This window comes from Limnoglobus roseus (genome assembly GCF_008254045.1).
GTDB lineage: Bacteria > Planctomycetota > Planctomycetia > Gemmatales > Gemmataceae > Limnoglobus > Limnoglobus roseus.
On sequence record NZ_CP042425.1, the window covers coordinates 6291141 to 6303501 of the forward strand.

General features: G+C 62.9%; 9 protein-coding genes. 8 read left to right on the plus strand and 1 reads right to left on the minus strand.

The window, feature by feature from the left end; translation table 11 throughout:
* Positions 1-89: 89 nt before the first annotated feature.
* On the plus strand, positions 90-1088 hold the full coding sequence (locus tag PX52LOC_RS26580; RefSeq protein ID WP_149112928.1) for an isocitrate/isopropylmalate family dehydrogenase: 999 nt from the start codon (positions 90-92) through the stop codon (positions 1086-1088).
* A gap of 77 nt (positions 1089-1165) precedes the next feature.
* Positions 1166-1873: a superoxide dismutase gene (locus tag PX52LOC_RS26585; RefSeq protein ID WP_149112929.1), complete on the plus strand. Its 708-nt coding sequence runs from the start codon at positions 1166-1168 to the stop codon at positions 1871-1873.
* Between the two features lie 55 nt (positions 1874-1928).
* Here the strand turns inward: PX52LOC_RS26585 and PX52LOC_RS26590 are convergent, their stop codons facing one another.
* Positions 1929-2588, minus strand: coding sequence for a DUF4337 domain-containing protein (locus PX52LOC_RS26590; protein WP_149112930.1), 660 nt, complete (start codon positions 2586-2588; stop codon positions 1929-1931).
* A 160-nt stretch (positions 2589-2748) separates the two neighbouring features.
* Here PX52LOC_RS26590 and PX52LOC_RS26595 point away from each other — a divergent pair, with 160 nt between their 5' ends.
* The 6 genes from PX52LOC_RS26595 (at position 2749) to PX52LOC_RS26620 (ending at position 12361) form a co-directional block, all read left to right on the plus strand.
* On the plus strand, positions 2749-5223 hold the full coding sequence (locus PX52LOC_RS26595; RefSeq protein WP_149112931.1) for a BamA/OMP85 family outer membrane protein: 2475 nt from the start codon (positions 2749-2751) through the stop codon (positions 5221-5223).
* Between the two features lie 78 nt (positions 5224-5301).
* Positions 5302-5955 (plus strand): hypothetical protein, encoded by a 654-nt coding sequence (locus PX52LOC_RS26600; protein ID WP_149112932.1) that lies wholly within the window; start codon positions 5302-5304, stop codon positions 5953-5955.
* A gap of 32 nt (positions 5956-5987) precedes the next feature.
* Positions 5988-7268, plus strand: coding sequence for a dihydroorotase (locus tag PX52LOC_RS26605; RefSeq protein ID WP_149112933.1), 1281 nt, complete (start codon positions 5988-5990; stop codon positions 7266-7268).
* A gap of 242 nt (positions 7269-7510) precedes the next feature.
* On the plus strand, positions 7511-9778 hold the full coding sequence (locus PX52LOC_RS26610) for a peptidylprolyl isomerase (RefSeq protein WP_149112934.1): 2268 nt from the start codon (positions 7511-7513) through the stop codon (positions 9776-9778).
* Between the two features lie 683 nt (positions 9779-10461).
* Entirely contained in the window at positions 10462-11334 is an 873-nt protein-coding gene (locus PX52LOC_RS26615) for a hypothetical protein (RefSeq protein ID WP_149112935.1), read from the plus strand.
* A gap of 28 nt (positions 11335-11362) precedes the next feature.
* Positions 11363-12361 (plus strand): isocitrate/isopropylmalate dehydrogenase family protein, encoded by a 999-nt coding sequence (locus PX52LOC_RS26620; RefSeq protein ID WP_149112936.1) that lies wholly within the window; start codon positions 11363-11365, stop codon positions 12359-12361.

Genomic DNA, 12361 nt, shown 5'->3' on the forward strand with positions numbered 1-12361 from the left:
GCCGACGACGGCCATTCGACGGGCCGTTACGGCGGGGTTACAGACGGACGGGCCGCCCCGTAGATTAGCCTGACCTTCGAGGTGGAACCATGCGAGCGGTGACGTTCATTCAGGGCGGCGGCATCGGCCACGATCAAGAACAGGCCGTGCGGCGGATCATCGAGGCCGTCGGCGTGCCGATCCACTTTCAAACGTTCGCGTGCGCGGCCGCGGTCGAAGGCGGCGACCCGATCCCGGCTGAGGCGCTGGAGTCGATCAAGCGGAACGGCGTGGCCCTCAAGACGAAGCTGCTCCCGCCGAAATCAACGTCCACCAAGCTCCCGGCAAACGTCAACGTCGAGTTCCGCCGGCGGCTCGGCCTGTTCGCGTCGGTGCGGCCGACGCACAACATCCCCGGCCTGCCGAGTCGGTTCCAGGGTGTGGACTTCCACCTCGTCCGGGAGATCACCGAAGACCTGTACACCGCGAGCGAACACGAGGTCGTGCCGGGCGTGGTGCAGAGTTTCAAGATCGTCACCGAGGCGGCCTGTGTTCGCTTCTTCCGCTACACCTTCGACCTCGCCCAGCGGAAGGGGCGGAAGTCGGTCCATTGCATCCACAAGGCGAACATCTTGAAGCTCGCCGACGGACTGTACCTCGACTGCTTCCGCAAGGTGGCGAAGGGCTTCCCGGAGATCGCGGCGAAAGAGATGATCGTGGACAACGCCTGTATGCAACTCGTCAGCCGGCCGCAGCAGTTCGAAGTGGTGGCGGCCGGCAACCTCTACGGCGACCTGCTTAGCGACCTGGGGGCCGGGCTCGTCGGCGGCATCAGTGCGACCTCGGCGGTGAACGTCGGCGACGGCGTGAAGGTGTACGAAGCGGTCTACGGGGCCACGCACGATGCCGTGCCGCTGGACACCGCGAACCCGTTGCCGCTGGTTCTGCCGACGATTCAGATGCTCCGTGACCTCGGCGAAACAACGGCGGCCGACCGAATCGAGCAAGCCCTGACGAAGCTGATGACCACGACCGACGTGCGAACCCGCGACCTCGGCGGCTCGGCCACGACGACCGCGTTCACGACACGATTGATCGAGATGTTGTGACCGCCCGTTTGCCCCGACAGGCCGGATGACTAGGATTGTTCTGCCCGCCTCCCCTTCCCACGACCGGAGACCCGCTCATGATTTCCCGCCGCCAGATGTTACAAGCCTCGGCCGCCACGGTCCTGCTCCCCACGCTCGCCGTCGCTCAAGGCGCGCCCGCCGCCGGGTTCACGCTGCCGAAGCTCCCCTACGCCTACGACGCGCTCGAGCCGCACATCGACGCCGAGACGATGCTGATTCACCACGACAAGCACCACCAAGCCTACGTCACGAACCTCAACGACTTGCTCACCAAGAACGCCCCGGCCATGCTGGGCAAGCCGATCGAGGAAGTGCTGACCAACCTGAATGCGATTCCCGAAACGGCGCGCGCCGGCGTTCGCAACAACGGCGGCGGCCACTGGAACCACACGTTCTTCTGGAACATCATGACGAAGTCGCCCGCCCCCGCTCCGAAGGGCGATCTGCTCAAGGCGATCGACGACTCGTTCGGCTCGCTCGACAAGTTCAAGGTCGCGTTCAACGAGGCCGCCACGAAGCGGTTCGGCAGCGGTTGGGCGTGGCTCGTGCCGGGCAAGGAGAAGCCTCTGGCGATCGTCAGTTCGCCGAACCAGGACAACCCCGTGATGGACGGCGGCCCGGCTCCGATCCTCGGCGTGGATGTGTGGGAACACGCTTATTATTTGAAGTACCGCAACCTGCGGCCGAAGTACCTGGAAGCGTTCCAGAACGTCATTAACTGGGACGCGGTCGCCGAGCACTATTCGAAGGCGAAGAAAGCCTGATCGTCGCGGGGCGGGAGGATATCAACCTCTCGCCCCGCGGAGTTGAAACCCGTCATTATGCTCCCGGCGCGCCTTCGTCGAGACCGGGAATCGGAAAGAGCAGCAGAAACCCATTCAGAGTTAGCACGAGGGCCACGATCGCCAGGACAATGCTCACGATGAATGCCCAACGCTTTTCCGACAGCATCGCCACAGAGGCCAATACGATCGCGAGCTGGAACGCCACCTCGGCGAAGTCGAAGTACGGGTCTTTCCGCTGATAGCGGTCCAACTTCTCTTGGATGTCCCGGACCTTCTTTTCGCCGTCCGTTTGGATAGTCTTCGCCTTCCCGGCCAACTCGTCCTTGTCGACCTTCATCCGCCTCTCGTCTTCGACGTACTGCTTGAGTAGTTCCGCTTTGTACGCCGGGAACTGTGCCGGACTTCCCTTCTGCTCGGCTTCCAACTGGGTCCGCTCGTTCTTGTAGAGTGCCTCGCGGGTCGATTTCGACTGGAACTGGTTCCAGACGTTGAACGCTTCCTGCCGCGAGACGCTCTCGGCCTTCACCTCGTCCTGCTTGCACAGCATCATCTCCTTCGCCGCGTTGTGACCGCCGAAGGACGCGATGGCCAAACCGACGGCGTAGAATGCGACCGACAACGCGATCACTCTCGTAAACGGGTTCTCGGCCTTCTCCTTCACCTCTTGCGGATTGGGAATTTCGACTTCGGCCATTGGGGTGCCTCCGGGTGTCGCGGCGGGCGAATCGAAGGAGGAACTATCGATTTCCGGCCAGGGAAGATAGACGATTTGGCCGAGCTTGACAGCTTTTTTCCCCGCGGTTATTCCGTCACCCGTGCGCAAGGTTCGCGATCTGGTCGAGGGGAGTTGACCGATGATTGTCCGCCCGGCCTACCTGGGATTGCTGGCCCTCGCCGTTCTCGGCTGCGGGATCTCCGTCGGCCCGATTACGGCCGGCGAATCGCCCGTCGGCAAACTGATCGCGGACGTGGTACCGGTGAACAACCGCCTCCACCCGAAGGAGCACATCCTTAGCCAAATGCAAATGCGGCCGGGCAAGACGTACGACGAAGCCCAAATGAACGAGGACGTGCGGAAGCTCATCGCGACGAAGTGGTTCGCTCCGGACGGGGTGCAGGTCGAGACGACTGTTTCGGGCGACGGCAAGGTGACGATCTACCTCAAGTTGATCGAACTGAATAGCGTCGTCGACTCGGTAGAATTCATCGGCGCGCAGCACATCGGGAAAGACACACTTTTGCAACTGACGGGTATCCGCAAGGGAAGTGCCCTGAACCCGGCCTTCAACGAGGCGGCCGCGCAAATCATCGAGAACAAATTGAAGGAAGACGGCCGGGCGTACGCGACCTGCCGGCTGATGGAGGGGACCAAGATCACCGACAAGCGGGTGGTGTTCAACATCGTCGAAGGCCCGGTCGTGAAAGTCAGCCGGGCGTCGATCCGCGGTTGCCAGCAGACGTCGTCGGGCCGGGTCTCGACACAGTTGACGATCAAGGCACCTCTGTACGGGATCATCCGGTTCATCAACGACAAGTACAACGTGCTCCAGGTCGAGGACGACAAGAAGAAAATCATTAACTACTTCCACAAGCTCGGCTACCTGGAGGCCCGTGTGCAGGAGGAAGTCATCCCGTCGCGCGACCTGAGTAGCGTCGAGATCATCTTCCACGTCGACGAGGGAGCGGTCTACAAGGTGCGGGAGATCCGCCTCGAGGGGAACAAGATCTTCACCGCCGAACCGCTGCGAAGGCTGATCGAGTTGAAGCAGGGCGAGCGGTACGACCGCGACGTGATCGCGGCCGACGCGGCGCGGATCAAGAACTACTACGGCTACCGCGGGTACTACGTCGTTTGCGAAGAACAGTGGATCGCCGTGGCGGGCAAGCCCGGCTTCGTGGACGTGATCTATCAACTCCTCGAACCCGGTGCCCGCGACGGCGGGGCCGGCGCATCGAAAACGCCACCGGTCCGCCGCGTGTCGCACCAGGTGCCCCTCGACGACGGCTTCCCACTTCAGCGGGAACCGGACCGCATCGGCCGAATCGAGATTCGCGGGAACGAGGTCACGATGGACCGCGTCATCCGCAACGAACTCGGCATGGCCGGCATCCGCGAGGGGCAAGTCCTTCAGTACCCGTCGCTCGAAGTGGCGAAACTCAACCTCTACCGCCGCGGCATCTTCGACATGGAAGCGCCGCCGACCGTCGAGGTCCGCCAGAGCGACGTGGACAGCACCTTCAAAGACGTGATCGTGACCGTGAAGGAGACCCGCACCGGCCAGTTCATGATCGGCGGGGCGGTCAACTCGAACTCCGGTCTGACCGGCAACATCGCCATCAACGAGCGGAACTTCGACATCCTCCGCGTGCCGACGAGCCTCGACGACTTCTTGAACGGCCGGGCGTTCCGCGGGGCAGGGCAGGAACTGCGGTTGGAAGCCCAGCCCGGTACACTCTACCAGCGGTACACGGCGACCTTCCGCGAGCCGTACTTGTTCAACACGAACTACGGCCTGACGACCAGCGGCTACTACTACAACCGCGGGTACGCCGAGTATGACGAAAACCGCGTCGGCGCACGGGTCAGCCTCGACCGCCGCCTCGACCTGTACTGGCGGACGAACCTGACGACGCGGATTGAAGACGTGAACATCAAGAACCTGCCCATCGACGCCCCCGATGCGATTACCCGCGACCGCGGCCACTCGACCATCGTCGGCATCCGGCCGGGGATCACCCGCGACTCGCGGGACAGTTACGTCTTCCCGACGACCGGGAGCGTGTTCGACCTGGCGTACGAACAACTCCTCGGCGACTACACCGTGCCCATCGGCACGGCCGAGTTCACGAAATTCTTCTCCAGTGAGTACCTCCAGCGGAAGGACGGCAGCGGCAAGCACGTGTTCGCGTTGCGGTCGCAAGTGTCGGCCACGTCGAGCGACGCACCGGTGTTCGAGCGGTTCTTCGCCGGCGGCTTCCGAAGCATCCGCGGCTTTAGCTTCCGCGGCGTCGGCCCGGCGTCTTACTCGGCCTACGGCAATAAGTACTTCACCGGGGGTACGTTCTCGTTCCTGAACACGATGGAGTATCAGATTCCGCTGAACGCGAAGGACTCGCTCTTCTTCGTGACCTTCCTCGACCACGGGACCGTCGAGCAGTCCATCGCGATTAAGGACTACCGCGTGTCGGCCGGCTTCGGGTTCCGCGTTTCGATCCCAGCCCTTGGCCCGGTGCCGGTGGCGTTCGACTTCGCGTTCCCGCTCAACAGGACGGACACGGACAACAAGCAAGTCTTCGCCTTCTACATCGGCCTGTTCGGCGGCCAGTAGGATGATTGGGTGAAGGGGTGGGCGGGTGAAGGGGTGAAAATGCCCCGGCCCGTTCGCCTGGCCCGATGTAGGTGGTTCATGTTGTTTAGCGAACTCCCCGCCGATCTCTTCAACGAAGTGCTCGGCAAGCTCCCCGCCCTCATTGCGGGTGCCATCGTGTCGGCCGGGTCGTTCCTCCTCGGGCGGTGGTGGGGCCGGTTGAAGGCCGGCCGCGAGTGGAAGAAAAAGGAGTTCTTCGGCCGCGTCATCGTCAGTCTCAACATCTTCGCCGACGGCTTCCTGAAGATCCGCACCGTGATGGAAGACTCCCTCGACACGGTCTTTCTCAACCAGATCGCGATCAACAAGGTGACGGACGCCGCAAAGCGGTGTACCGCCGACGCTCCCATTCTGCCCATCGCCAAGGCCGACCGCTGGTTCCTTCTCAACTTCGTACTGAACGAGGTCGCCGAACGGTTTGCGCAAGGGCAGGTGAAGCAGGACGCCGGTTTGCCGGTCACGAAGATCAAGTACGCCCTCTTTCTCACGTGCGAGATCGTGGGAGAAGAGCGCATCCGAAAGATTCGCGCGATGCTGATTCAGGAGCAGCACCTGCGAGAGTTTCCGTATCCGGATGGACTGCCGCAACTTGAGAACTCCTGGCACGCGGATCGGATCAAAACGCTGCGCCAGGCGGCGGCCCTGTACGCGAAAGAGCCGGACAACTTTCTGACCCTCGAAGTGTGCGTGTAACAACGCCCGCCACGTCCTACAACAACCCCACTATGCCAACACTGCTCCTCCGCAACGGGCGGGTCATCGACCCGTCACAGAATCTCGACCGCGTTACCGATCTGTGGATCGCCGACGATAAGATCGGCGGACTCGGCTCGCCCCCGAAGCCACCCGATGAGGTACTCGATTGCACCGGCATGATCGTCTCGCCGGGGTTGATCGACATGCACGTCCACCTGCGGGAACCGGGCCGCGAGGAAGACGAAACCATCGAAACAGGTACGCGGGCCGCCATCGCCGGCGGCGTCACGTCCGTGGCGTGCATGCCGAACACGGAACCGCCCCTCGACACCCGCGACGCGGCCGAGTTCGTCATCCTGCAAGCAAAACGGGCCGGCAACTGTAACGTGTTCCCGATCGGGGCCGTCACGAAAGCGCGGGAAGGGAAGGAACTCGCCGAGATCGGCAAACTTGTCGACGGCGGGGCCGTCGCCTTTACCGACGACGGGTCGCCGGTGTTCAACGCCGAGATCATGCGGCGGGCACTCGAATACACGAAGATGTTCGACAAGGCGATTCTCGTCCATGCCGAGATTCTCGAACTGACGCAGGGTGGCGTCATGAGCGAGGGCGAAGTCTCGCTCCGCCTCGGCCTCCGCGGGATGCCGGCCGTGGCCGAGGACATCATGATCGCCCGCGACATCATGCTCGCGGAGCTGACCGGCGGCAAGGTCCACATCCTGCACGTCTCGACGGCCGGCGGTGTGGACCTGCTCCGGCAGGGGATCGCGAAGGGCATCCGGTGCAGTGGCGAAGCCTGCCCGCACCACTTCATCCTGACCGACAAGGAACTCGAACGCTTCGACAGCAATTACAAGATGTCGCCGCCCCTACGGACTCAGCAAGATGTGGATGCCATCTTGACCGGGCTGGAGGACGGCACGCTATCGGTACTTGCGACCGATCACGCCCCGCACGCGCCCGAAAAGAAGGCCAAGGAGTTCGACCAAACTCCCAACGGCATCATCGGCCTCGAAACCTTCCTCCCGCTCTGTACGACCTTTCTGGTCGAGACGGGCGTTTTGACGTGGCCGCAGATGATCGAGAAAATGACCATCAATCCGGCGAAGGTTCTAGGCATCGAGCGGGGTACGCTACAGGTAGGCAAAAAGGCCGACGTGACGGTGATCGACCCGAATGTCGAATGGGTCATCGACGTGAACGCCTTCGAAACCAAGAGCCGGAACAGCCCGTTCCACGGTTGGAAGGTGAAAAGTCGAGCGATGGCCACCATCGTCCGCGGTGCCGTGAAGATGAGCCGTCTGAAGTGAAAATGCTCGCGTCGCCCACTTCCATCGGGGTCGTTTGTTCTCAGGCTGCCGTATTTGCGGGCTGTGCCGACTGGGTAGAGTGACGCGAGTATGTCTTTCGAAACAGACACTCCTTGTCAGTGGTGGACAAAGCCTGGTAGCCTAAGATGCAAGGGCATTTTAACCGATGCCCCACAACGAATCCGACCGAACACTCGTCATAGTTAGCAGAAACTCCGTCCGAATTGCACCGAGGTTCAACGATGCCGCTTCGCGCGATTACACGATGGTTGGCTCCCGCACCCCGCCCGCAGCAAAAAATCCGATTATCTGCCGAACTGCTGGAAGGTCGTGAAGTCCCGTCCGTCACGTTATCGGACATCAGTAATTCCGACTTCTCGAACAACAAGCCGCTGTTCGTGCCCCTCACGAACACCGCCACGGTGAACGGAACGACGACCTACACCGCGTCGAGCAGCGACGCGAACGTGACGGTCAGCGTTCTGGCGGCCGGTCAGACGCTGAAACTCGACGTGTCCGGGATCGACAAGAACGGCGCGGCGTTCACCGGCACGCTGACGTTCCGCTTGTTCGCCGACGCCGCGCCACTGGCCGTGCAGCGGATCGTCGATCTCGTGGGGCAGGGGTTCTACAACAACAAAACATTCTTCCGCACCGCGGACAACTTCGTGATTCAGGGTGGGTCGTCGAACAACACGGCCGCCGACCCGGGCGGCGTCGTGCCCGACCTTCAGGACGAGTACAATCCCGATTACACCTTCAACAGCCAGGGCATTCTGGCGTTCGCCAACGCCACCGACGACGCGAACGGCACGCAGTTCTTCGTGACCGACATCGACGTGCCGCTCGCGAACCGGCCGCAATACCTGAACTTCAACCACACGATCTTCGGCCAACTCACGAGCGGCTTTGATACGTTCGAGAAGATCATTCAGGGTACGCTCAAGAACGGGACGACGGACCAGGCGCAGAACCCGGCCACGATCACGAACGCCAGCATCATCACGGACAACGCGAACGGCGTGTTACGGGTTCAGGCGGCCAGCGGCTTTACGGGCACGGCCACCATCACCGTGAACGGGGTCGATGGCGACAACGCGACCCAATCGAAGACCTTCGCGGTCAACGCCGTCGCCGACACGGCCGACGATCGGCCCTATCTGCAGAACATCCCGAACATCTCCGTGACCTCGGGCAGTTCGACGACCGTCGTGCTGCCGGTCGTGAACCTGGACAACGACAACGCAGCTTTGACGTACCGCGTCGGTGTACCGGGCAACCTCTTCGGCACGCCCGCGAACGTGACGACGAGCGTGAACAACACCACTGGCGAACTAACCGTCACCGCGGCCAGCGGCTTCACCGGCACGGTCACGCTGCTCGTCGGTGTCCGCGACAACACCGACCGCGTGGGGTCGGGTGTGAACACGGCATCGAATTTCGACACCCAAACGGTCACGGTCACGGTCACAGCGGCCGGCCCCGCGACCGTGGCGTTGACGGCATCGAAAACTTCACCGCAGGCCAACCGCACCGTCCTGCTCACCGCGAATGTTTCCGGCAGCGACACGGCGGGTGGCGGGACGGTCAGTTTCTTCGACGGGACGACGTTGCTCGGATCGACACGGCTGCTCGACGGGCGGTCGAACCTCAGCACCGTGTTCACCACGACCGGCACGCACACCATCACCGCCCAGTTCACGCCGACGAGCGGCTCGGCTTCGACGGCCACGTCGAACACCGTAACTCTGACCGTCGTCGTGGGCACGGCCCCGGAGGCGATTACCGCCAGCCCGGTGGCCCAGGGCGGTCTGCCGGTCGTCGTCGCGAAAAACGCCGACAGCACCGAGCGTTTCACGGCCCAACCGTTCGAGGCGAGCTTCACCGGCGGCGTCCGGGTGGCCGTGGCCGACGTGACCGGCGACGGGCAGGCCGACCTCGTGACCGTCGCCGGCTTGGGCGGCGCGCCGGTCATTAAAGTCTTCGACGGGACCGACGGGACGCTGTTGCGGACGTTGACGATCTTTGAAGACACCTTCCGCGGCGGCCTCTACGTTGACGCGAAGGACGCACTCGGCAAGGGGTACGCCCAGATCCTGGTCGGCGCGGGTCTCGGCGGCGGGCCGCGGGTGAGCCTGTACGACTTCGTTCAAGATAAGGTCGTGCTGAACTACTTTGCGTACGACTCGAACCTGCGGAGCGGCGTCGTCATCTCCCTCTCCGACCTGCGGGGCGGCGAGCAGTACCAAATCCTGACCACCCCCGGTCAAGGCGGGGCACCGGCCGTTAGCGTCTTCACCGCCCGCCGCGACGACGGCTTCCCGGTTCCGACGTCCCTCGGTTCGTTCTTCGCGGGATCGCAAACCGACACCGCTGGCCGCCGCGTCGGGGCAGGAGCGGTGGGGGCAAACGGCGTGCGAAACATTCAGGTCTTCGAGTTTTCGGACGAGTCGACTGCCAGCCCGACGGAGTTCAGCCCGATCGACCAAGGGATCTTCCCGTCCTCGTGATAGACAGGAATTCGGTCGACCATTTTTCTCACGGCCGGCGGCACGAAACTGATTTCGTGCCGCCGGCCGTGGCGTTTTGCAGATGAGCAATTCTTTCAAAAAACCAAACAACCTGGGACCACTCAGTCTGGCTCCCGAGGCCATGAGCCGGGCGATGGCGATTCGAATTGCCGGCGGCCGGGGCAAAGAAGGCGGAAACCCGAGCCAGCGATTGCGGTCGAGCGCCGTGGAAGCCCGCGATCTCAGGGGTAGATGAAAAGGCTTGAAATGCGGGCATAATCGCACATCGTAAAATAACATAATATACATTATCGGACGTTGTTGTGCGGCTAACTTAAGGGCAGCCGGGCAGGATTGGATCGCCTCGATTCTGGACAATCGAGCCACAACGGGAAAGCCGTCGCATCGCGAACGGGTACATTACGTCCTTCGTTATCTGCTTCCGGATGAGCGACGATCGCCGAAGCCGGTCGATTTCGCAATTGCGTTTCGCGCCGCCTGTGGTAACTTCGGCAGACTCGTTTTTCTGTCCGAACAAACTCACTCACCGGAGGTGGCCGATGGCGGATGACGACGAAGGATCGGGCTTCATGGGCATCCTAATCTTCATCGCGATCTTCGGAGTGGGCAACGTGATCCTGTATCTCACCACGGGGTTCCTGATCATCCCTTTGAAGTAACCGATGACCGCACCCACGCCATCCCCGACGCACGCGGTCGCGCGGGAACGCCGGGGGTTCTGGATCTGGCCCTGGCGGCCTCCGGCGAAAGTCGCGAAGGCAGTCTCTTCCGTTGCCTTCGGGTGCGAACCCGCCGTGCGCGGGTTCCGATGGATTCCGACCGCGCTGGCGATCGGTGCCCTGCCCCTCCTTGCGGGCTACGAGTTGGGATTATGGCCGACGCAATTGTTGACGGGCTTGTTCCTGTCCGTGGTTCTGCTCCCGTGCGTGATGGCCGATCAGTTCGCCCGCGCGCTCGCCGTGGTTGCGCTGGCCATCGGTTCTCACTCCGCCTTGGCAATTGCCCTGAGCGCGGCCGACCCCGTCGGGGCTGCCGCAGCGCTTCGGGGGAGTTCGGATTACTGGCACCAAACCTGGCGCTGGGTTCGGTCGGGCGAAGACCAGGAATACCAGAGCGGCGCCTGGCTGCCGACGCATTTCGCGCTCCTCGTCGCCGTGCCGCTGACCGCGTATACGTCGTTCGGCGCACTGCCCTTGGCCCGCGGCGTTCAAGAACTCGACCTGATGAATTACTACGTCGGGCAGTTAATTCGGGTCAGCGAGCGGCCGACCATTGCCGTCCTCCTCGGCTGGCACCCTTGGTCGTTCGTTCGAGGGGCAGCCTACGCGGTCCTCATCTTTGAGATGACATCCCGCTCCCTAGAGCGGATGACTGGCCGAACGCTCTGCACGCGGCGGCGACGGCGAACGCGGTTAGCAGTCGGACTCTCCCTCGCCGTGCTGGACGCCGTCGTCAAGTGGCAACTCGCACCCGTCGTTCAGGAACTGCTTCACGCCAATCTGAAGCCGGAATTCCTCGACGTTTCCATACCTTGAGTGCATCAGCCCGCAGGGAGCAGTCGAGATGAAATTCGTTATGATCGAGGGCGACGGCATCGGCCCGGAAGTCACTCGCGCGGCGTGCGAGATCGTTAAGGCGGCCGGCGTTCGAAACGAGTGGGTGCCGGCCGCCGCCGGCCTCGGCGCGGCGGAACAATTCGGCGAGCCGCTACCCGATGAAACACTGGAGACGATTCGCCGGCACCGGGTCGCACTCAAAGGCCCCTGCACTACCCCGGTCGGCAAAGGATATCGCTCCATCAACGTGCGGTTGCGGCAAGGGCTCGACCTGTACGCGAGCGTCCGGCCGGTGAAGACACTGCCGGGCGTGAAGGTCCCCTACACGGACGTGGACCTGATCGTGGTGCGGGAAAACACCGAAGGGCTGTACGCCGGGCTGGAACACGTTGTTGTGCCCGGCGTCGTCGAGAGCTTGCGCGTCATCACCAAGAACGCGGCCGAGCGGATCGTCCGATACGCATTCGAGTTCGCCCGGCAGCACGGACGGCGGCGGGTCACGTTCTGCCACAAGGCGGACGTGATGCGGCTTTCGGACGGCCTGTTCCTGGATTGCGCCCGGGCGGTCGCGGACGAGTTCCCGTTCATCCAGTTCGAAGAAAAACCGATCGACAACGTGTGCCTTGAACTCGCGATGGACCCCACGCGGTTCGACGTGCTGGTCATGGAAAACCTGTTCGGCGACGTGGTTTCAGACTTGTGTGCCGGCCTCGTCGGCGGGTTGGGGGTGGTGCCGGGAGCGAACTTCGGGGCGCGGTGCGCCGTGTTCGAGGCCGTTCACGGAAGTGCACCGGACATTGCCGGGAAGGGGTTGGCGAACCCGATCGCGGTCGTCCGCAGCGCGGCGATGATGCTCGATCACGTCGGCGAGCGCGACGCGGGCGCACGTATCGAGGCTTCGGTTGCGAAGACGTTGCAGCGGGGAATCGGGCTCACCCGAGATCTGGGTGGCGACGGAACAACGGCCACGATCACGCGGGAGTTGATCGCGAACCTAACGGCGTGA

What these genes read in the sequence shown, in the direction of transcription:
- PX52LOC_RS26580 (WP_149112928.1), top strand. Translation starts at nt 90, where the DNA reads ATGCGAGCGGTGACGTTCATTCAGGGCGGCGGCATCGGCCACGATCAA.
- PX52LOC_RS26585 (WP_149112929.1), top strand. Translation starts at nt 1,166, where the DNA reads ATGATTTCCCGCCGCCAGATGTTACAAGCCTCGGCCGCCACGGTCCTG.
- PX52LOC_RS26590 (WP_149112930.1), bottom strand. Translation starts at nt 2,588, where the DNA reads ATGGCCGAAGTCGAAATTCCCAATCCGCAAGAGGTGAAGGAGAAGGCC.
- PX52LOC_RS26595 (WP_149112931.1), top strand. Translation starts at nt 2,749, where the DNA reads ATGATTGTCCGCCCGGCCTACCTGGGATTGCTGGCCCTCGCCGTTCTC.
- PX52LOC_RS26600 (WP_149112932.1), top strand. Translation starts at nt 5,302, where the DNA reads ATGTTGTTTAGCGAACTCCCCGCCGATCTCTTCAACGAAGTGCTCGGC.
- PX52LOC_RS26605 (WP_149112933.1), top strand. Translation starts at nt 5,988, where the DNA reads ATGCCAACACTGCTCCTCCGCAACGGGCGGGTCATCGACCCGTCACAG.
- PX52LOC_RS26610 (WP_149112934.1), top strand. Translation starts at nt 7,511, where the DNA reads ATGCCGCTTCGCGCGATTACACGATGGTTGGCTCCCGCACCCCGCCCG.
- PX52LOC_RS26615 (WP_149112935.1), top strand. Translation starts at nt 10,462, where the DNA reads ATGACCGCACCCACGCCATCCCCGACGCACGCGGTCGCGCGGGAACGC.
- PX52LOC_RS26620 (WP_149112936.1), top strand. Translation starts at nt 11,363, where the DNA reads ATGAAATTCGTTATGATCGAGGGCGACGGCATCGGCCCGGAAGTCACT.